The following is a 21,075-nucleotide window of genomic DNA, read 5'->3' as shown; positions in this document are numbered from 1 at the left end:
CTCCCTTTCTCTCGTGGGGGGGGGGGGCCCCCCCCCCCCCCCCCCCCCCGGCCGGGGGGGGGGGGGCGCCCCCCCCCGCGCCGGGGGGGCCTCGCCGCGAACCCGGTGTCCGGGGTTGCCCCCCTCCACCGCTTCGCGGTCCCCCTCCCCCGATGGGGGAGGACTGAGAACTACGCCGCCGCATGCGCATCCCTCTGCGTCGCCGTGCAGATGGCGATCAGTTCGGCGTCGTCGATCTCGCCGATCTCGTCCGCGCGCCTCTTGAAGGCTGCGAAGGCGTCGTTCAGGTGGTCGCCAATCAGAGGATAGCCCAGCACCTCGGCCCGCTTCTGCACCGCGGTCCGGCCCGAGTGCTTGCCCAGGACGAAGAAGCTGCCGGAGAAACCGACATCCTCGGGACGCATGATCTCATAGGTGCGGGCATCGGCGTACATGCCGTGCTGGTGAATGCCGGCCTCGTGGGCGAAGGCGTTGATGCCGACGATGGCCTTGTTGCGCACGATCGGAGAATGGGTGACCTCGCTCAGCATGCGGCTGGTTTCCAGCAGTTTGGTCGTGTCGATGCCGGTCGTGACGCAATAGCGTTCGGCCCGGACCCGCAGGGCCATGACCACCTCTTCCAGGGCCGCGTTGCCGGCGCGTTCGCCGATGCCGTTGATGGTCGATTCGACCTGACGCACGCCCGCCTCGATCGCCGACAGGCTGTTGGCCACGGCCAGTCCGAGGTCGTTGTGGCAGTGGGTCGAGAAGATCACGTTCGGGAAATTCGGGCGGATCCTGGCGATCAGGAACCGGTACAGGTTCGCGATCTCGTCCGGCGTCGCATAGCCCACGGTGTCCGGGACGTTCAGGGTCGAGGCCCCGGCACCGGCCGCCGCCTCCAGCACTTCTGCCAGGAACTGGGGCTCGGTGCGGATCGCATCCTCAGCCGAAAACTCGACGTCGTGGAAATGGGTGCGCGCGTATTCGACCGAGCGCACGGCTTGGGCCAGCACCTGGTCGGGCGTCATCTTCAGCTTGGCGGAGCGATGGATCGGGCTGGTGCCGATGAAGACGTGGCAGCGACGGCGTTTCGTCCCTCGCAGGGCGCGGTACGAGGCGTCGATGTCGCTCTCGTTCGACCGCGACAGGGAGCAGAAAACGGGCCCCGAGTCGTCCTCGGCCAGCTCGCCGACGACCGCGCGGATGCAGTCCTCGTCGCCCGGAGACGCGGCGGCGAAGCCGGCCTCCATGACGTCGACGCCCAGGGCCTTCAGCGCCCGGCCCATGCGGACCTTGTCGTCGGGAGACATGGAGAAGCCCGGTGCCTGTTCACCGTCGCGCATGGTCGTGTCGAAGACGATGACCCGGTTCGGGTCGGTGGCTACTCGGTCAACAATCGAGCCGGTCATGCTGCGGCTACGCTCTGATAGCCGAAGGTCGAGCCGGCGAAACCGACCCGGGTGGCGCCGATCAGCTTGTCGATCTGGCGGCCCAGGTTCTCGGTGCAGCGTCCCTCGTCGCGGCCGCGGACCTGCAGCTGGACGCGGCGCATCGCGCCCTCGTCCGACAGGCTCATGCCGTCGATGTGGAAGCCGCGACGCTCCACGAGACCGATGAGGCGCTGGAGCGAGCCGTCGGCCCGGTCGATCTGGATCTGGATGGTGTCGCTCATCACATGTCTCCTTCAAAGCGCGTGTCGTGCATCATTTCGCCGTTGGACTTGCCCGGGGGCACCAGCGGCCAGACGTTTTCCTTGGGGTCGATCAGGACGTGCATCAGGCACGGCCCCGGCGCGTCCAGCAGACGGGCGATGCCGTCCGTGACCTGATCCCGACGGTCGATCATGAAGGCCTCGATGCCGAAGGCCTGGGCCACGGCGACGAAGTCGGGATTGTCCGACAGGTCGACCTCGGAATAGTTCTCGGCGAAGAACAGCTCCTGCCACTGGCGCACCAGGCCGAGGGAGGCATTGTCCAGCAGCACGATCTTCAGGGCGACGCCGTAGCGGCGCAGGGTCGCCAGCTCCTGGATGTTCATCATGAAGCTGCCGTCGCCCGAGATGGTGACGACCTTTGCCTCGGGGTTCGCCATCTTGGCGCCCAGGCCAGCCGGCAGGCCGTAGCCCATCGCACCCAGACCGCCCGAGGTCAGGTGGGCTTCGGGCCGCGAGAACTCGCAGTGCTGGGCGACCCACATCTGGTGCTGGCCGACGTCGCAGGCGGCGACGAAACTGTCGCCGGCCGTCTTCGACAGTTCGTTCAACAGGGCCGGCGCATAGACCCCCTCGCCCGGCGCGTCGTAGCGGAAGGCGTTGCGCCTGGCGTTCGAGGTCGAGCGGATAATCCAGGGGTCGATGGCCAACGAGGCTGTGGCGACGCGCGCCGTCAGGGCCTCGATGCCCGCCTTCAGGTCGCCGATGACCGGGACGTGGACGGCGCGCAGCTTGCCGATCTCGGCCGGATCGATGTCGAAATGGACGACCTTCGCGTGTGGCGCGAACGCGTTCAGCTTTCCGGTGGCGCGGTCGTCGAACCGGGCGCCGAAGACGATCAGCAGGTCGCTGTCCTGCACCGCCTCGTTGGCGGCCCGCGTGCCGTGCATGCCCAGCATGCCCAGGAAGCCCGGCGCATCCGTGCGAATGGAGCCAAGGGCGTTCAGGGTCGAGACCGAGGGGATGCCTGTGCGTTCGGCGAAGTCGCGCAGGGCCTCGACGGCGCCGGCGATCTTCACCCCGCCGCCGATGTAGATCAGCGGACGTTCGGCGGCGCGGATCAGGGTCTCCGCCTCGGCGATCGCGGCGTGATCCAGCGGCGTGACGTCGTTCGGATAGTGGAAGCCGAAGTCGTCCGAGGTCATGCCGACCTGCACGTCCTTGGGCAGATCGACCAGGACCGGACCGGGGCGGCCCGAGCGGGCGACGTGGAAGGCTTCCTCGATCACGGCGGGGACGTCGGCCGGGTCGCGAACGACCCAGGAGTGTTTCACCAGCGGCAGGGTGACGCCCAGGATGTCGATCTCCTGAAAGGCGTCGGTCCCCATCAGATGGGTGGCGACGTTGCCGGTGATGCAGACCATCGGCACCGAATCCATCATCGCATTGGCGATACCGGTGATCAGGTTGGTCGCCCCCGGACCCGAGGTCGCCATACAGACCCCGACCTTGCCGGTCGCCCGGGCATAGGCGTCGGCGGCGAAGGCCGCGCCCTGCTCATGACGCACCAGGATGTGCTTCAGCTTCGAACCGGTCAGGGCGTCATAGACCGGCATGATCGCGCCGCCCGGATAGCCGAACACCACATCCACGCCCAGCCGCTCCAGGGTGGAGACGAGCAGCTGCGCACCGCTCTTGGGAGCGGTAGCGGCTTTGGCGCTGATGGCGGTGGCGACGGCTGACATTGCGGTTCCGGGACTGACTTTTTTGCGGTTCGACTATGCGGCTTCGGCGGTCTTGGGCGCGTGCAGCCAGGCCATCCGCTCGCGCAGGCCCTTGCCGACCGATTCGATCAGATGCTCACCGTCGGCCTTGACCAGGGCGTCGTAGGCGCCCTTGCCGGCTTCGTTCTCGGCGATCCACTCGCGGGCGAAGGCGCCGCTCTGGATCTCGGTCAGTATCTCCTTCATCCGGGTGCGGGTCTCGGCGTTGATGACGCGCGGGCCACTGACGACCGAGCCCCATTTGGCCGTCTCGGAGATGAACTCGTTCATCTTGGTGATGCCGCCCTCGTAGAACAGGTCCACGATCAGCTTCAGCTCGTGCATGCACTCGAAATAGGCGATCTCGGGCTGGTAACCGGCTTCGACCAGGGTGGTGAACCCGCTCATGACCAGTTCCTTGGCGCCGCCGCACAGGACGGCCTGTTCACCGAACAGATCGGTCTCGGTCTCTTCCTTGAAGGAGGTCTCCAGCAGGCCGCCGGTCGCGCCACCGATGCCCTTGGCATAGCCCATGGCCCGGTCGCGGGCCTTTCCGGTCGCATCCTGCTCGACAGCGAACAGGGCGGGAACGCCGCGTCCGCGCGCATATTCGCGACGGACCAGATCGCCCGGCCCCTTGGGCGCGACCAGGATGACGTCCATGTCCTTGCGCGGCGTGACGCGGCCGTACAGGATCGAGAAGCCGTGAGCGAACAGGATGGCCGCGCCTTTCTTCGCATTGGGCTCGATGACCGTCTTGTAGATCTCGGCCTGGGCCATGTCGGGCGTCAGGATGGCGATGATGTCCGCGCCCTTGACGGCCTCCGAAGGCTCGGCCGTGGCGATGCCGTCGGCGGTGGCGTTCTTCCAGCCCTTGCCACCGTGACGGACGCCGGCGACGACGTCGTGGCCGGACTCCTTCAGGTTCTGGGCATGAGCGCGCCCCTGCGAGCCATAGCCGATGACAGCGATGCGCTGGCCGGCGATGACGCCGGGACGGATGTCGTCGTTGGTATAGATTTCCATGGCTCAGGCTTCCTGCGTCTGACGGGTTTCCGCACGGACTTGCGCCGGCGGCGGGTTGGGAATGGTGACGGCGCCCTGAGCGGCCGAAGCCACCGAAGCGCGGTATTTTGCGAAGACGCCGGTCGCGGCGTTCAGCGGCGGCGCAGTGTGAGCGGTCCGGCGCGCGGCCAGGTCCGCAGCGACGTCGATGCGGCGCGCGGTGACGTCGATAGTGATGCGGTCGCCGTCGCGGATCAGGGCAATGGGGCCGCCCGCCGCCGCTTCCGGAGACACATGCCCGGCGACGAAGCCGTAGCTGGCACCCGAGAACCGGCCGTCGGTGATCAGGGCGACGTTGTGGATGCCCCGGCCCTTCAGGGCGGCGGTGACCTGCAGCATCTCGCGCATGCCGGGGCCGCCCCTGGGGCCTTCGTAGCGGATAACGATGACGTCGCCCTCGCCCACTGCCCCGCCCTGGACGGCGTGGAAGGCGTCTTCCTCGGAGTCGAACACACAGGCCGGGCCCTCGAACCGGTCGACCTTGTGGCCGGTCAGCTTGATGACGGCGCCGTCCGGGGCGATGTCGCCATAGATGACGGCATAGGAGCCGCGCGGGCTGAAAGGCTCGGCGACGGTCGAGACGACCTGCTGGCCCGGGGTCTCCTCGGCCTCGGCCGCCTCGGCGAACAGGCTGCGGCCCGACACGGTCGGGGCGTTGATGATCTTGCCCGCCTCGGCCAGCCGCTGGGTCACGAGACGTGTGCCGCCCGAGGCGTACAGGTGCGAGGCCAGGAACCGGCCGCCTGGCTTCAGGTCGCAGATGACGGGCGTCTCCTCGCAGGCCGTGTTGCAGTCCTCGACACCGAACTCGATGCCCGCCTCGATGGCGATGGCGGTCAGGTGCAGGACGGCGTTGGTCGACCCGCCCGAGGCGGAAACGGCGGCGGCCGCGTTCTTCAGCGAGGCGCGGGTGATGTATTTGCGCGCCGTGTCGCCGGCGAAGACGCGCTCGACGATCAGTTCGCCGCAGCGATGACCCTGGGCCCCCTTCATCGGATCGACGGCCGGGACGTCGTTCGCTCCCATGGGAGACAACCCCATGACCGACAGGGCCATGGCCATGGTGTTGGCCGTGAACTGACCGCCACAGGCGCCGGCGCCCGGGCAGGCCGCCCTCTCGACCATCTTCAATTGCTCGTCGTCGATGGTCCCGGCGCCGTGCGCGCCGATGGCCTCGAACACCTCCTGGATGGAGATCTCCTTGCCGCCGATGACGCCCGGCATGATCGTCCCGCCGTAGTAGACCAGACCCGGGATATCCATCCGGGCCAGGGCCATGGCGGCCGCCGGAATGGTCTTGTCGCAACCGACGATGCAGACGACGCCGTCCAGCTGGTGGCCCTGAACCGCCAGCTCGATCGAGTCCGCGATGACCTCCCGCGAGATCAGCGAGGCCTTCATCCCCGGCGTGCCCATGGAGATGCCGTCAGTGACTACGATGGTGTTGAAGTCGATCGGGAAGCCGCCGGCCGCGATGATCCCGGCGCGGACGTCCTTGGCCAGCCGGTCCAGATGCATGTTGCAGGGCGTCACCGACGACCAGGTGTTGACCACCGCGATCATCGGCTTCCCGAAATCGGCGTCGTCCATGCCGGCGGCCCGCAGATAGCTGCGGGCTGCGGCGCGGTTGGCTCCTGCGGTCACGACGGCGCTACGTCGCTGTGGCGACGGAGCCGTATCCTCCGGGGTGAAATCTTGCGTCATTGTCTTGAGGTGTTCCGAGAGAGGTCCCGGATCGGCGCAACAAAAAACCCGCTTCCTTTCGGGAGCGGGTGGCTGCGTTCGATCCTGATTTTGCTTGGGTTCAGGTCAGTTGCATCCACGCCGCTCCGGAGAGCAGGCCAAGGAGTACGCTGAGAATAAGGGTGGTCAGGGCGGCGGGCGTGACAACAGGGCACGTCGCAGCGACGGCGCGGGCCGTGTGGCGGATCGGGGTGTGACGGGTCTCGTGGCTCACGGCCAACTCCTGATTACCGCGACATAGAGCCAGAAATCGCTGCGTCGCACAACCTGCTTTTGGAAGAAACTTCCAATATCTGCCCCTTTGGATATCCAATAGGCAATTCTAGCCGCCGACTGGACCGGCTCGGGTGAGATCTGCCGCATGCGCAGCGGTTGCGGGTCGAAACGCCGCGCGCGCTGCTCCTATCCCACTCGGCCGGCGCCGACCGGACGGAGGACAGCGTCAGCCATCCACCAATTCCTGCAGCATGGGGGCGAGGCGCGCCTTCATCCGTTCGCATTCGTCGGCCGACAGCTTCATGCCGCCGGACAGATCGCGGCCCACGGCTACGCCCATCAGGATGCCGGCCAGGATCCGGGCCCGAACCGGCGCGTCCTTGCCACCGAGCCACTCGGTGAACGGCTGGTAGAAGCACTCGGTCGACAACTGCTGAACGATCTCCGCCGCCTTGGGCGAGCCGGCTGACTTCAGCATGATCAGCAGCCACGCCAGGTCATCATCCTTGGCCGGGCCATAGACCAGGTCGTCGGCCATCCGTTCCCCAAAGGTCGAGCGGTCGCCTTCCATCAGGTCCTTACCGTCGCAGCCGTCGAGCACGGCCCGGAACAGCTCTTCCTTGGATCCGAAATAGCGGGAGATGAGGGCGGGATCGACGCCGACATCCTTGGCGATGTCTCGCATCCCCACCTGATCATAACTCTCGGCCGTGAACCGTTTGCTGGCCGCGTCAAGAATTGCGCTGCGGGTGGCCGCTGCGTTCCGGGGTCGATGGCAAACGGCGAAACTCAACGTGATCTCCGAAATAACCGTAGGAAGGGTATGGCTATGTCATCGCCTGTTGACAAGCTTCGCCGATGGACACAAGGAAGTCATCAGGCGATGACCGGGCATCCTCCCCCGTTTGCCCGCGTTTCGCCAGACCGGGAATTCGCCCCTCAAGGGAGATTGCGCGCATGCGCAGGCTGAAGATCATCGCCGTGTCCGTCCTCGCGACGGGCGCGCTTTACGGCTGTTCACAACGTTCAGAGGCCCAGGGCCCGCCACCGGCCGCGCCCGTCACCGTGGCCGTGCCCCTGGCTGAACGCGTCGTCGACTGGGACGACTTCACCGGTCGCTTCGAGGCCACCTCGTCCGTCGAGGTCCGGGCCCGCGTCGGCGGCTTCATCCAGGCCGTACACTTCCGCGACGGCGCCTATGTCCAGCGTGGCCAGCTGCTGTTCACCCTCGATCAGCGTCCGGCCCAGGCCCAGCTGGCCTCGGCCCGCGCCGCCCTCAACCAGGCCCAGGCGCAGCTGACGCTTGCCCGGACCAACCTGGCCCGTTCGGAAGGCCTGCTGGCCAGCCAGGCCGTCAGCCAGGCCGAGGTCGACACCAACAAGGGCGCCGTCCAGATCGCCGAGGCCTCCGTCGCCTCCGCCCAGGCCTCCGTCCGCGCGCGCCAGCTGGAGCTCGAGTTCACCCGCGTCACCGCCCCGGCCTCGGGCCGAGTGTCGGACCGGCGCGTCGATCCGGGCAACGTCATCGCCGGCGGATCGTCCGCCGCCGACGTCCTGACCACCATTGTCTCCTCCTCGCCGATCTACTTCGTCTTCGAGGGTTCCGAAGCCTTGTTGCTGAAATATCAGCGCGACGCCCGCGCCGGCCGCTCCGCGCCGGTCCGCATCCGTCTGCAGGACGAGAGCGACTTCACCCGCACAGGCACGCTCGACTTCACCGACAACGCGGTCGACGCCGCCTCGGGCACCATCCGCCTGCGCGCAGTCATTCCGAACGGCGACGGCTTCCTGAAGCCGGGCATGTTCGCCCAGGCCCGCGTCGCCGGAGCCGGCGCCTATGACGCCCTGCTGGTGCCGGATTCGGCCATCGGCACGGATCAGGCCCGCCGCGTCGTCTCGGTCGTCGCTGCCGATGGTTCGGTCACCCCGACCCCGGTCCAGCTCGGCCCGCTGGTCGATGGCCTGCGCGTCATCCGTTCGGGCCTCCGTCCGAACGACCGGATCATCATCGATGGTCTGCAGCGCGCCATGCCGGGCATGACGGTGGCCCCCACCAACGGTCGTATCGCGCGCCAGCCACGCCCGGAATCCATCCCGACCACCTATGCGCCGCCAGCGGCGACCGGCACCCCCGCCGGCGCCCTGACGCAATCCGTCATCGTCGGCGACTGAGGCCAGACGCATGAACATCTCTCGCTTCTTCATCGACAGGCCGATCTTCGCGGCCGTCCTGTCGGCGTTCATCACCCTGGTCGGGATCTTCGCCTATCCGCTGCTGCCGCTCGCGCAGTATCCGGAGATCGCGCCCCCCACCATCACCATCAATACCGCCTACGCGGGAGCCTCGGCCGAGACCCTGGCCGAGACTGTGGCCGCCCCGATCGAGCAGGAGGTGAACGGCGTCGAGGGGATGCTCTACCTCTCCTCGTCCTCGACCTCCGACGGCGCGGTGGCGATCACCGTGACGTTCCAGCCCGGCACGGATCTCGATTCGGCCCAGGTGCTGGTCCAGAACCGCGTCGCCCTGGCCGAGCCCCGCCTGCCCGAGGCCGTGCGCCAGGTCGGCGTGATCGTGAACAAGCAGGAATCCGGATTCCTGATGATCCTGGGCCTGACCTCGCCCGGGAATGTCCTGAACAACGACTATGTCGGCAACTACGCCAACTCGACCCTGCGCGACCGGCTGTTGCGCATCGAGGGCGTCGGCAACGTCACCGTCTTCGGCGGCGGCAACTATTCGATGCGCGTCTGGATCGACCCGGCCAAGGCCGCCGCCCGCAGCCTGAACGCCACCGATATCGTCGGAGCCCTGCGCGGCCAGAACATCCAGGCCGCCGCCGGCTCCATCGGCCAGCCGCCGTTCGCAACCAACGCCTCGGCCTTCCAGCAGCCGATCCAGGTCCAGGGCCGTCTGTCCAACCCGGACGAGTTCGCCGAGATCGTCATCAAGACCGACGCCGAAGGCAGGGTCACCCGGATTCGCGACGTCGCCCGTGTCGAACTGGGCGCTCAGGATTACGGCATCCAGGGCTATTTCGACGGCCAGCGCGGCGTCGGCATCGCCATCGTTCAACAGCCGGGCGCCAACGCCCTGGGCACCGCCGAACGCGTGATGGCCGAGATCGAACGCATCAAGGCCGACGCCCCGCAAGGTCTCGAGATCGGCATTCCTTACAACCCGACGGAGTTCGTCGCCGCCTCGGTCGAGTCGGTGCAGCACACCCTTATCGAGGCGATCATCCTGGTCGTGCTCGTCGTGCTGATCTTCCTGCAGTCTTGGCGCGCCGCGATCATCCCGATCGTCGCCATCCCGATCGCCCTGGTCGCCACCTTCGCGGTCCAGCTGGCGCTCGGCTATTCGATCAACTCCCTGTCGCTGCTGGCCTTGGTGCTCGCGGTCGGGATCGTGGTCGATGACGCCATCGTCGTGGTCGAGAACGTGGAACGCTACATTCGCGAGGGTCTCTCGCCCAAGGACGCCGCTTACAAGTCCATGCAGGAGGTGTCGGGCGCCCTGATCGCCATCGGCCTGGTGCTGGTCGCGGTGTTCGTTCCGACCATGTTCGTGCCCGGAATTCCGGGCATCTTCTACCGCCAGTTCGCCGTGACCATCGCGGCCGCCTCGGTGACGTCGCTGTTCGTCTCCCTGACCCTGTCCCCGGCCATGGCCGCCCTGTTGCTGAAGCCGCACGACGAGCATGACGAGCATGCGGCCCATCCGACGACCGTCCTGGGCAAGACCCGCTACTATGGCGGTTGGGCGGGTCGGAAATTCAACGAGGGCTTCGACTGGCTGTCGCAAAAATACGGCCGTCTGACCGCTCGTCTGGTCCGCACGGTCGCCGTTGTTCTGGTCGTCTATGCCGGCCTGCTCGGCCTCACCGCCTGGCGCCTGATCGACACCCCGTCGGGCTTCATCCCGGACCAGGACCAGGGCTTCCTGATCGGCGTGATCCAGCTGCCTGCCGGCTCTTCGCTGGAACGCACCAATGCGGTGATGACCAGCGCCCGCGAGATCATCGAGAATACCGAGGGCGTCGACGGCACCGTGGCCTTCTCCGGCCTGGACGGCACGAGCTTCTCGTTCGGCTCCAATGCCGCGACCATCTTCGTCCGTCTGAACGACTTCCACGACCGGACGACGCGGGAGACGACCGCCGCAGCCCTTGCCGGCGCAATCACCGGCGCGGCCCAGGGAATCCAGAACGCGAACATCTTCGTCATCGCCCCGCCGTCCATCCAGGGCCTGGGCACCGGCAACGGTTTCGCGATGATGATCCAGGACAGGTCCGGCGCCGGCTATGGCGCGCTCGAGGGCGCGACCTTCGCCATGATGGGCGCCGCGGGCCAGGCGCCGACCGAGGTTCAGCAGGTCTTCTCGACCTACAACACCGCCTCGCCACGCGTCGAAGCCGACGTCGATCGCGACCGCGCCCTGATGATGGGGGTCCAGCCCTCCGATGTGTTCAACACGATGGGGATCTATCTGGGCTCATCCTACGTCAACGACTTCAACATGCTGGGCCGCACCTTCCGGGTGACGGCCCAGGCGGAGCCGGCCTATCGCGACGACATGGCCGACATCGCCAACCTGAAGGTCCGTTCGGCCTCGGGCGCCATGGTGCCCCTGGGTTCGGTCGCCACGTTCCGCGAGAGCGCGGGCCCGTCCCGGATCGTGCGCTACAACCTGTTCCCGGCGGCCGAGTTGCAGGGTCAGGGCGCGCCGGGCATATCGTCCGGCACGGCCATCGGCATCATGGAGAATATGGCGGCGACCACCCTGCCGCCGGGCTTCTCCTACGAATGGACCGGCCTGGCCTATCAGGAGAAACAGGCCTCCGGCGGCGCGACGGTCATCTTCGTGGTCGCGGTGCTTCTGGTGTTCCTGGTGCTCGCCGCCCAGTATGAAGCCTTCACGCTTCCCCTGGCCGTGATCCTGATCGTGCCGATGTGTCTGCTGGCGGCCATGCTGGGGGTGAACGCACTCGGCCTGGACAACAACATCCTGGTCCAGGTCGGACTTGTGGTGCTGATCGCGCTGGCGGCCAAGAACGCCATCCTGATCGTCGAGTTCGCCAAGCAGAACGAGGACGAGCATGGTCTGGACCGCTGGGACGCCGCCGTCGCGGCCGCCCGGACGCGTCTTCGCCCGATCCTGATGACCTCCTTCGCCTTTATCCTGGGGGTATTGCCCCTGGTGCTGGCCGAGGGCGCGGGCGCCGAGATGCGCCGGTCCCTCGGGGCGGCGGTATTCTTCGGCATGATCGGGGTGACCGTCTTCGGCCTGCTGTTCACGCCGGTCTTCTACGTGATCTGCCGGGGCCTTGCCTCAAAGATCCCGCAGCGGCCGTCGGCGCCCAGCGTCACTCCCACGACCAGCGCGCCCTCAGACCACGCCATCCACTCACAGCCCACGCCGGCCCTCAACGCGCCGCGCACGGGAGACGCCGCATGATTTCCCGCCTCACCCCCCTCCTGACCGCGTGTGCAGCCTCCGCCCTGTTGGCGGCCTGCGCGGTCGGGCCGAAGGCGCCCGACGCCCCTCTCCCCCCCCTCGCGTCGGGCGCCTTCGTAAGTTCGCCGCTCGGGTCCGCCGCCGGTGCGACCTCGACGGCGGAGGCGCGCAGCGACTGGTGGCGCCTCTACGCCGACCCGACGCTGGACGGTCTGATCGAGCAGGCCTTCGCACGGAACAACGAGCTGGAAGCCGCCGTCGCCAATCTGCGCGCCGTCCGGGCCAGCCTGTCGGAAGCCCGCGCGGGTCTGTTCCCGACGACCAACACCTCAGCGTCCGCGACCCGCAGCCGCGCCTCGGCCGCGATCACGCCTGGCCTCGCCGCTGGTCAGCAAGCGCCGGAGGTCGATGTCTATGCCGTCGGCCTCGACGCCTCCTACGAGATCGACCTGTTCGGTCGCGTCGCCTCGACCATCCGCGCCGCGAACGCCGACGCCGAGGCCCAGGCCGCGGTGCTCGACGTGATCCGCGTCAGCGTCGCCGCGGAGACGGCCCGCGCCTATGCCGACACCTGTTCCGCCAACGCCCAGATCGCGGTCGCCGAACGCACCCTCGGCCTGCAGCAGAACACGGCCGACCTGACCCAGCGCCTGCTGGAAGGCGGCGCGGGCACGGGCCTCGACACCGCCCGCGCCCGGTCCCTGCTGGCCTCGACCCGCGCGCAGTTGCCGACTCTGCGCGCCCAGCGCGACGGCGCCCTCTATCGCCTCGCCACCCTGACCGGCGTCGCTCCGGCCGAAGCGTCCCAGGCCGCCCGGTCATGCCAACGTCCGCCGCAGCTTTCACAGCCGATCCCGACCGGCGACGGCGCGGCCCTGCTGGCCCGTCGTCCCGACATCCGTCAGGCGGAGCGCGCCCTCGTCGGCGCCGCTGCACGGGTCAATGTCGCCACGGCCGCTCTTTTCCCGACCATCTCGCTCGGCGGGTCGATCGGCTCGACCGCGCTGGAGGCCGGCGATCTCAGCGACGACACGTCGTATCGCTTCTCGTTCGGCCCGCTGATCAGCTGGAGCTTCCCCAACATCCTGGCCGCCCGCGCCCGGATCGAAGCCGCCGACGCCCGCACTGACGCGGCCCTGGCGACCTTCGACCAGACGGTGCTGCTGGCCCTGCAGGAGACCGAGACGGCCCTGATCAACTACGCCAACGAACTGGACCGCCGCGCGGCCCTGACCGAGGCGCGGGACCAGGCCGCCAACGCCGCCCGTCTGGCCCGCCTACGCTTCGACGCCGGCGCCGACAGCTTCCTGACCGTCCTGGACGCCCAGCGGACGGAGGCTGCAGCGGACGCGACCCTGGCCCAGTCGGACGCTCTCGTGACCACCTACCAGATCGCCCTGTTCAAGGCGCTGGCGGGCGGCTGGGACCAAGGCTGAGACCTGCCAAATGACTCTCCCTCCCCCTCGGGGGAGGGTCGTCGCGAAGCGGCGGGGTGGGAACAACCGGCGATGCAGATACCGGCCTGTGATGATTTGCCTTGCCGCCCCCACCCGGCCTCCACTTCGCTTCGACCACCCTCCCCGACCGGCGAGGGTGAAATCCGCGAGCCATTCGCAATTGAGCGCATATTTCATGCGCATGACGGATGAATTGACCCCGGATCGGGGAAATCATTTGCGCTGACAGCCCTGCCTCGCCTTATATGTTGCTATGCAACAGAAAGGCCCATCCGGACCGCAAGGGTTCGTCGTCCAACCGCGCCGCCTCCCCAAGGCGGAGGCGGCCGTGCGCGTGCAGGATTTCGGCGAGATCATCGTCAAACCGACCACCGAGACCGTCGAGATCCAGGCCGGCCGCTGCACCGACTGCGGCGTGCCCTTCTGCCAGACGGCCTGCCCGTTGCAGAACAACATCCCCGACTGGCTGGGCCTGTCCGCCGAGGACGAGATGCGCGAAGCCTGGCGTATCGCCTCGGCCACCTCGACCATGCCCGAGATCTGCGGCCGCATCTGTCCGCAGGACCGGTTATGCGAGGGCTCCTGCACCCTGAACCAGTCCGGTTGGGAAGCCGTGACCATCGGCTCGGTCGAGGCCTTCATCGGCGACACTGCCTTCGACAACGGCTGGGTGGAGCCGATCCGCCCGCTGCACGAACGAGCCCAGTCTGTCGCTATCGTCGGCGCCGGCCCCGCCGGCATGGCCGCCGCCGACCGGCTGCGCGAACAGGGCTATCAGGTCACCGTCTACGACCGCCACGACCGCCCCGGCGGCCTGCTGACCTACGGCATCCCCGGCTTCAAGCTGGAGAAACGCGTCGTCCAGCGCCGCATCGATCGCCTGATCGACGGCGGCGTGACCTTCGTCACCCACTGCGATGTCGGGACCGACATTACCCTTGCCGAGTTGCGCGAGCGCCACGACGCCGTCCTGCTGGCCATGGGCGTCTATCAGGCCCGCGCGCTGCAAGTGCCCGGCGCGGGCCCGGGCGACACCCTTCCGGCGCTCGAGTTCCTGATCCACCAGAACCGTCGCGACCTGGGCGAGGCCGACGACGACACCGGCCATCATGCCCGGGGTCGCAACGTCGTCGTCATCGGCGGCGGCGATACGGCCATGGACTGCGTCCGCACCGCAATCCGCCAGGGGGCCGAGAGCGTCACCTGCCTGTACCGTCGCGACCGCGAGAACATGCCCGGCTCGGCCCGCGAGGTTCTCAACGCCGAGGAAGAGGGCATCCGCTTCGAGTGGCTTGGCGCGCCCAAGGCCCTGATGTCGCGTGACGGCTCGGTGTCCGCCGTCCGCGCCGCGCGCATGGCCCTGTCGGAACCCGAGTTCGGCAAGCGCCGCGAGATCGTGCCGGTCCCAGGCGCCGATTTCGACCTGAAGGCCGACCTCGTCATCGAGGCGCTGGGCTTCGAGCCGGAGAAATTCGCCGCCCATCACGACGACCTTAGCCTGACCGAATGGAACACGGTCGCCACCGCCCGGTCCGGCTTCGCCACCAGCCTGCCCGGCGTCTATGCGGCGGGGGACGCCGTGCGCGGCGCCTCGCTCGTCGTCTGGGCCGTTCGCGACGGTCAGGACGCCGCCGCCGAGATCGACCGTTACCTGCGCACCCGAACGGCGGAGGTCGCGGCGTGACACGGCAATCTCCGTGCATCCCCGCGAAGGCGGGGACCCAGACCTCTGGGCGCGCTGACATTTCCTCGTGCCCGCTGACCCCAATCCCAACCGCCCGTGCCTCACAAAAGCACTGGGTCCCCGCCTTCGCGGGGATGAGCGGAGAGTACGCATGACCTGGCTGACCAAGTACCAAGAAGACCGGCAGCGCCTGATCGATGCCCACGCCTATGAGCCGTCGTCGGAGAAGGACGCCTGCGGCGTTGGCCTGGTCGCCGCCATCGACGGTGTGCCGCGCCGCGAGGTCGTCGAACTGGCCATCAAGTCGCTGAAGAATGTCGCCCACAGGGGCGCGGTCGATCCCGACGGCCTGTCGGGCGACGGGGCCGGACTGATGGTCGAGGCGCCCCAGGCCTTCTTCGCCGAACAGGTTCGCGTCATCGGCCAGACCCTGCGTCCCGGCCCCATCGCCATCGGCCAGATCTTCCTGCCGCGGACAGACCTCGGCGCCCAGGACCGCGCCCGCGCCATCGTCGAGACCGAGGTGCTGCGCGCCGGGTTCACCATCTACGGCTGGCGCCAGACCCCGATCGATCTCAGCGTGGTCGGCTCCAAGGCCGATGCAACCCGGCCCGAAATCGAACAGATCATGCTGGCCGTCCCCGCCGATCTGACGGACGACGGCGAGGCGCTGGAGCGCGAACTCTATCTGGTCCGCCGCCGCATCGAGAGCGCGGTAATCGCCGAAAGCGTGCCCGGTTTCTATATCTGCTCCCTGTCGGCCCGGTCACTGATCTACAAGGGGATGGTCCGCGCCGAACTGCTGGACCAGCTCTATCCCGACCTGCTGGATCCGACCTTCCAGTCCGCCTACGCCATCTTCCACCAGCGCTATTCGACCAACACCTTCCCCGAATGGCGGCTGGCCCAGCCGTTCCGGATGCTGGCCCACAACGGTGAGATCAACACGCTGAAGGGCAATCTGAACTGGATGCGGTCGCACGAGATCCGCATGACGGCCCAGGCCTTCGGCGACAGCGACGGCGACGTGAAGCCGGTCGTCCAGCCCGGCGGCTCCGATTCCGCAGCCCTCGACAACGTGTTCGAGGTCCTGGTCCGCGCCGGCCGCCCCGCGCCTATGGCCAAGGCGCTGCTGATCCCCGAGGCCTGGGCCCGCGACGAGGGCCTGATGAAGGCCGAGCATCGCGCGCTCTATGCCTACTGCAACGCCGTGATGGAGCCGTGGGACGGTCCTGCCGCCATTTGCGCCACCGACGGCCGCTGGATCGTCTGCGGCAAGGACCGCAACGGCCTTCGCCCCCTGCGCGCCATGGAGACCCATGACGGCCTGCTGCTGGCGGGCTCCGAGGCGGGCCTCGCCGGTCTGCCGGAAAGCCGCATCAAGCGCCGCCTGCCGATCGGCCCGGGCCGCATGATCGTCGCCGACCTCCAGAACGGCGTCCTGCTGGACGAGATCGAGACCATCGACGCTCTCGCCGCCGATCATCCCTATACGGAATGGCTGGAGAATATGGTCGACCTGGAGCCGATCATCGGCCCCGGACCCGAGCCGCGCGCCGCCACCGGCGAGGCCCTGACCCGCCGCCAGATCGCCGCCGGCTTCAGCCGCGAAGACCTCGACCTGCTGCTCGATCCGATGATCAAGGACGGCAAGGAAGCGGTCGGCTCCATGGGCGACGATACGCCCCCGGCGGTGCTCTCCGCCCTGCCCCGGCCGCTGGCGCATTACTTCCGCCAGAACTTCTCCCAGGTCACCAACCCGCCCATCGACCCCCTGCGTGAAGCGGGCGCGATGAGCCTGAAGACCCGGTTCAAGAACCTCGGCAACATCCTCGCTGCGGAAGAGGCCCAGACGAATGTCTTCGTCCTCGACAGCCCCGTCCTGACGACCGGCATGTACGAGCGGATGCTCGACGTCGTCGGCGCCGGCTCGACGGTGGTAATCGACTGTTCCTATCCCCTCCCCGAGGCCGATGCGCGCCCGGGCGCCGGCCTGCGCGCCGCGCTGGACCGCATCAAGGACGAGGTCGAAGCCGCCGTCCGTCACGGCTCCAGCCTTGTCGTCCTGACCGACGAGCGCGCGTCCGGGTCCAGCCTGTCAATGCCGATGATCCTGGCCACCGCCGGGGCGCATGGCCGCCTGACCGACACCGGCCTGCGCAGCTTCGTCTCCATCGTCGTCCGCTCGTCCGAGGTGCTGGACCCACACGGGTTCGCCGTCCTCGTCGGCGTCGGCGCCACCGCCGTGAACCCATGGCTGGCGCAGGAATTGTTCCAGGAGCGTCTGGATCGCGGCGCCTATCAGGGCCTCGCCCTTCGCGACGCCTGTCTGAACTACAAGGCCGCGCTCGAGGCCGGTCTGATGAAGACCCTGGCCCGCAAGGGCATCAGCGTCATCTCCGCCTATCGCGGCGGCTGCGAGTTCGAGGTTCTCGGCCTGTCGCGCGCCGTCACGGCCGAGTTCTTCCCCGGCGCCCCGTCGCGCATCTCCGGCATCGGTCTGGCGGGTCTGGAACGCGCCGCGATCCAGCGCCACGCCGCCGCCTGGACAGAGGCCACCCCCTCCCCCGCCGTCGGCGGCTTCTTCCGCATCCGCGCGGGCCAGGAAGCTCACGCCCACGATGCGAAGACGATCCACCTGCTTCAGGACGCCTGTAACCGCGGCGACTACAAGCGCTTCAAGCAATACTCCGAGGCCGTCCGCGACCAGCCTGACCTCGCCCCCCGCGACCTGCTCGACTGGCGCGAAGGCCTGAAACCCGTCCCGGTCTATGAGGTCGAATCCGTCTCCGACATCAGGAAGCGTTTCCTGACCCCCGGCATGTCGCTCGGCGCCCTGTCGCCCGAGGCGCATGGGGTGCTGAACGTCGCCATGAACCGCATCGGCGCCCGCTCGGTCTCCGGCGAGGGCGGCGAGGATCCGGACCGCTACGCCACCCGCCCGGACGGCGACAACATGAACTCGGCCGTCAAACAGGTCGCGTCAGGCCGGTTCGGCGTAACGGCCGAATATCTGAACCAGTGCCGCGAGATCGAGATCAAGATCGCCCAGGGCGCCAAGCCCGGCGAGGGCGGCCAGCTGCCAGGCTTCAAGGTCACCGAATTCATCGCCCGGATGCGGCATTCGACCGTCGGCACCACCCTGATCAGCCCGCCGCCACACCACGACATCTATTCGATCGAGGATCTGGCCCAGCTTATCTACGACCTGAAGTCGATCAACCCGGATGCCCGGGTGACTGTGAAACTGGTCTCCGCCTCGGGCATCGGCGCCATCGCCTCCGGTGTCGCCAAGGCCAAGGCCGACTGTATCCTGATCGCCGGCCATAACGGCGGTACCGGGGCCTCGCCCCAGTCCTCGATCAAACATGCCGGCCTGCCTTGGGAGATCGGCCTGGCCGAGACCCATCAGGTCCTCAGCCTCAACAATCTGCGCAGCCACGTCGTGGTCCGCGCCGACGGCGGCATGCGCACCGGCCGGGACATCGTCATCGCCGCCATCCTGGGCGCCGAGGAGTTCAACATCGGCACGGCCAGCCTGATCGCCATGGGCTGTCTGATGGTGCGCCAGTGCCACTCCAACACCTGCCCGGTGGGGGTCTGTTCGCAGGACCCGCGCCTGCGCGAGAAGTTCACGGGCACAGCCGACAAGGTCGTCAACCTGTTCAGCTTCATCGCCGAAGAGGTCCGCGAATACCTGGCTATGCTGGGCGCCCGCTCGATCGACGAGATCGTCGGTCGGACCGACCTGCTGCGCCAGGTCCGTCGCGGCGGGGCCCATCTGGACGACCTCGACCTCAACCCCCTCCTGGTCCGCGTCGAGGCCGCCGAGAAGAAGACCTGGGCCGAGAAGGGCCGCGCCGAGGTTCCACCGACCCTGGACGCCCGCGTCCTCAACGACGCCTGGGCCTTCCTCGATCGCGGCCAGACCTCGGAGCTGACCTACCCGATCTCCAACGTCATGCGCACCATCGGCGCGGGCGTGTCCTCGGCGATCGTGCGCCGCTGGGGCCCGACCGGCCCGACCGGGGTGCTGACCCTGAAGCTGCAGGGTTCGGCCGGGCAATCCTTCGGAGCCTTCGCGGCCAGGGGTCTGAAACTCGAGCTGACCGGCGAGGCCAACGACTATGTCGGCAAGGGCCTGTCCGGCGCCGACATAGTGGTCAAGCCGATCGAATGGCGCGAGCACCAGCCCGCCATCGGCAACACCACCCTGTACGGGGCCACCTCCGGCCGCCTGTTCGTCGCCGGTTCGGCGGGCGAGCGGTTCGCCGTCCGAAACTCGGGGGCTCAGGCTGTGGTCGAGGGCGCGGGGGCTCATGCCTGCGAGTACATGACCGGCGGCCGCGTCGCGATCCTGGGCCCGGTCGGTTGGAACCTGGCCGCAGGTATGAGTGGCGGCGAACTCTTCGTGCTGGACGAGGCGGGCCGAACGGGTCTTGCCCTGAACGGCGACCTCGCGGCCTTCGCGCCGGTGACGCAGGCGGCGGGCGAACGCCTGAAGGCGCTCATCGAGGCCCATGCCGCCGCCACCGGATCACCGCTCGCGCGTCGGCTGCTGGGCGGCTGGTCCGAGAGCCTGAAGCGGTTCGTCCGCATCGTCCCGATCCCGGTCGCCGACGCCGAGCGCAAGGTCGACGCTGGACAGGCCGTGCCCGCGTGACGCTCGCCGCGCCCGCCCTCCTCGCCCATCAGGCGCCGCTGGTCATCGACGGCGCGGCGACGGCGTGGATCCTCGTCTCGACGGCTTTCGTGCTGATGATGACCCTGCCCGGGCTGGCGCTGTTCTACGGCGGCATGGTGCGCAGGAAGAACATCATCGCCACCATCGCCGCCTCCACGGCCTCGCTGATGGTCGTAACCATCCTGTGGTTCATCGCCGGCTACAGCCTGTCGTTCGGCACATCAGGCCCGGCGACCAATGGCTTCATCGGCGGGCTTCAGGCGGTCTTCCTCGATGGAGTGCGGATCAACACGGCGCACAGTCTGGCGCCTGCCCTGCCCGAATACCTCTGGATCGCCTACCAGCTGACCTTCGCCATCATCACCCCCGCCCTGATCGCCGGCGCCTTCGCCGAGCGGATGAAGTTCTCCGCGTCACTGCTGTTCTTCGGCCTGTGGCATCTGATCGTCTATGCGCCGATCTGCCATCAGGTCTGGGGCGGCGGCTACCTCGGCTCGTGGGGGGTGCTCGATTTCGCGGGCGGCGCTGTGGTGCACGTCAATGCCGGCGTCGCGGGCCTCGTCTGCGCTTTGGTGCTCGGTCCGCGCTACGGGTTCGGACGGGACAATATGGCGCCCGCCAACCTCGCCTACACCGCCATCGGAACGGGCCTGCTGTTCGTCGGCTGGCTGGGCTTCAATGCGGGCAGCGCCTGGGCCGCAGACGGCATCGCCGCCGTCGCCGCGTTGAACACCATCATCGCACCGGCCGCAGCCGCCCTCGGCTGGATGGTTATCGAGTGGATCGAGAAGAAGCGTCCTACGCTTCTGGGACTTCTCTCCGGCATCGTCGGCGGTCTCGTCGCAATCACCCCCGCCGCCGGCTTCGTCGATCCCAAGGGCGCCTTCCTGATCGGCCTGATCGGCGGCCCGGCCTGCTACGCCGGCGCGGTCTGGCTGAAGCACGCCCTGAAGTACGACGACAGCCTCGACGCCTTCGGCATCCACGGCGTCGGCGGAATCGTCGGCGCCATCCTGACCGGCGTCTTCGCCACCACCGCCATCAACGGCGCAGCCGAGGGCGCGGACGTGGTGAAACAGATCGTTGGCCTCGCCGCCGTCATCGCCTGGAGCGCGGTCGGCACCTTTGCAGTCCTGATGGTGTGCAAATTCACCACCGGCCTGCGCGCCACCAAGGACGGCGAGGTCGAGGGGCTGGACTACTCCGAACACGGCGAGAGCATTCACTGAGATTCGTCTGAAGTCTCCTCCCCGTTCGCTACTTGGCGAATGGGGAGGTGGCGGCGCGCGCTTCGCGAGCTGACGGAGGGGGTCTTCGTGCGCGCGGAAAGAACCCCTCCGCCTCTCCGCTGCGCTCCGAGCCACCTCCCCATCGC

Annotated in this window: 13 protein-coding genes; 6 read left to right on the top strand and 7 right to left on the bottom strand. The window is 68.3% G+C overall.

All coding sequences use genetic code 11. The annotated features are described in order from the left end of the window. Positions 1–170 precede the first annotated feature (170 nt). From ACP7AB_RS13545 to ACP7AB_RS13515, 7 genes are all read right to left on the bottom strand, one after another. Positions 171–1,391, bottom strand: coding sequence for a 2-isopropylmalate synthase (locus tag ACP7AB_RS13545; RefSeq protein WP_425988326.1), 1,221 nt, complete (start codon positions 1,389–1,391; stop codon positions 171–173). Continuing rightward, a complete protein-coding gene (locus ACP7AB_RS13540) occupies positions 1,388–1,654 on the bottom strand; it encodes an ACT domain-containing protein (RefSeq protein WP_425988328.1) in 267 nt (88 codons plus the stop codon). Before ACP7AB_RS13540 ends, ACP7AB_RS13545 begins: the two co-directional genes overlap by 4 nt. Beyond that, positions 1,654–3,378: an acetolactate synthase 2 catalytic subunit gene (gene ilvG / locus ACP7AB_RS13535; RefSeq protein WP_425988330.1), complete on the bottom strand. Its 1,725-nt coding sequence runs from the start codon at positions 3,376–3,378 to the stop codon at positions 1,654–1,656. Before ilvG ends, ACP7AB_RS13540 begins: the two co-directional genes overlap by 1 nt. Before the next feature lie 33 nt (positions 3,379–3,411). After that, positions 3,412–4,422, bottom strand: a complete 1,011-nt coding sequence (ilvC, locus tag ACP7AB_RS13530; protein ID WP_425988333.1) for a ketol-acid reductoisomerase — start codon at positions 4,420–4,422, stop codon at positions 3,412–3,414. Between the two features lie 3 nt (positions 4,423–4,425). Then, complete coding sequence (locus ACP7AB_RS13525; RefSeq protein ID WP_425988336.1) at positions 4,426–6,165, bottom strand: dihydroxy-acid dehydratase; 1,740 nt, start codon at positions 6,163–6,165, stop codon at positions 4,426–4,428. Between the two features lie 100 nt (positions 6,166–6,265). Next, positions 6,266–6,418 (bottom strand): hypothetical protein, encoded by a 153-nt coding sequence (locus ACP7AB_RS13520; protein ID WP_425988339.1) that lies wholly within the window; start codon positions 6,416–6,418, stop codon positions 6,266–6,268. 228 nt (positions 6,419–6,646) lie between these two features. Continuing rightward, a complete protein-coding gene (locus tag ACP7AB_RS13515) occupies positions 6,647–7,213 on the bottom strand; it encodes a TetR/AcrR family transcriptional regulator (protein WP_425988341.1) in 567 nt (188 codons plus the stop codon). 164 nt (positions 7,214–7,377) lie between these two features. Here ACP7AB_RS13515 and ACP7AB_RS13510 point away from each other — a divergent pair, with 164 nt between their 5' ends. From ACP7AB_RS13510 to ACP7AB_RS13485, 6 genes are all read left to right on the top strand, one after another. Then, a complete protein-coding gene (locus tag ACP7AB_RS13510) occupies positions 7,378–8,592 on the top strand; it encodes an efflux RND transporter periplasmic adaptor subunit (RefSeq protein ID WP_425988344.1) in 1,215 nt (404 codons plus the stop codon). A 10-nt stretch (positions 8,593–8,602) separates the two neighbouring features. Next, positions 8,603–11,875, top strand: coding sequence for an efflux RND transporter permease subunit (locus ACP7AB_RS13505; RefSeq protein ID WP_425988347.1), 3,273 nt, complete (start codon positions 8,603–8,605; stop codon positions 11,873–11,875). Then, entirely contained in the window at positions 11,872–13,311 is a 1,440-nt protein-coding gene (locus ACP7AB_RS13500) for an efflux transporter outer membrane subunit (protein ID WP_425988350.1), read from the top strand. The genes ACP7AB_RS13505 and ACP7AB_RS13500 overlap by 4 nt, the downstream gene beginning before the upstream one ends. Positions 13,312–13,585: 274 nt before the next feature. Then, a complete protein-coding gene (locus tag ACP7AB_RS13495; RefSeq protein WP_425988353.1) occupies positions 13,586–15,016 on the top strand; it encodes an NAD(P)-dependent oxidoreductase in 1,431 nt (476 codons plus the stop codon). 151 nt (positions 15,017–15,167) lie between these two features. Then, positions 15,168–19,679 (top strand): glutamate synthase large subunit, encoded by a 4,512-nt coding sequence (gene gltB, locus ACP7AB_RS13490; RefSeq protein ID WP_425988356.1) that lies wholly within the window; start codon positions 15,168–15,170, stop codon positions 19,677–19,679. Then, positions 19,676–20,929, top strand: a complete 1,254-nt coding sequence (locus ACP7AB_RS13485) for an ammonium transporter (protein WP_425988359.1) — start codon at positions 19,676–19,678, stop codon at positions 20,927–20,929. The genes gltB and ACP7AB_RS13485 overlap by 4 nt, the downstream gene beginning before the upstream one ends. Positions 20,930–21,075 lie beyond the last annotated feature (146 nt).

The sequence above is a fragment of the Brevundimonas sp. TWP3-1-2b1 genome (genome assembly GCF_049896165.1).
GTDB lineage: Bacteria > Pseudomonadota > Alphaproteobacteria > Caulobacterales > Caulobacteraceae > Brevundimonas > Brevundimonas subvibrioides_B.
This window is presented reverse-complemented; position numbering and strand designations above follow the sequence as displayed.

What these genes read in the sequence shown, in the direction of transcription:
- ACP7AB_RS13545 (WP_425988326.1), bottom strand. Translation starts at nt 1,391, where the DNA reads ATGACCGGCTCGATTGTTGACCGAGTAGCCACCGACCCGAACCGGGTC.
- ACP7AB_RS13540 (WP_425988328.1), bottom strand. Translation starts at nt 1,654, where the DNA reads ATGAGCGACACCATCCAGATCCAGATCGACCGGGCCGACGGCTCGCTC.
- ilvG (WP_425988330.1), bottom strand. Translation starts at nt 3,378, where the DNA reads ATGTCAGCCGTCGCCACCGCCATCAGCGCCAAAGCCGCTACCGCTCCC.
- ilvC (WP_425988333.1), bottom strand. Translation starts at nt 4,422, where the DNA reads ATGGAAATCTATACCAACGACGACATCCGTCCCGGCGTCATCGCCGGC.
- ACP7AB_RS13525 (WP_425988336.1), bottom strand. Translation starts at nt 6,165, where the DNA reads ATGACGCAAGATTTCACCCCGGAGGATACGGCTCCGTCGCCACAGCGA.
- ACP7AB_RS13510 (WP_425988344.1), top strand. Translation starts at nt 7,378, where the DNA reads ATGCGCAGGCTGAAGATCATCGCCGTGTCCGTCCTCGCGACGGGCGCG.
- ACP7AB_RS13505 (WP_425988347.1), top strand. Translation starts at nt 8,603, where the DNA reads ATGAACATCTCTCGCTTCTTCATCGACAGGCCGATCTTCGCGGCCGTC.
- ACP7AB_RS13500 (WP_425988350.1), top strand. Translation starts at nt 11,872, where the DNA reads ATGATTTCCCGCCTCACCCCCCTCCTGACCGCGTGTGCAGCCTCCGCC.
- ACP7AB_RS13495 (WP_425988353.1), top strand. Translation starts at nt 13,586, where the DNA reads ATGCAACAGAAAGGCCCATCCGGACCGCAAGGGTTCGTCGTCCAACCG.
- gltB (WP_425988356.1), top strand. Translation starts at nt 15,168, where the DNA reads ATGACCTGGCTGACCAAGTACCAAGAAGACCGGCAGCGCCTGATCGAT.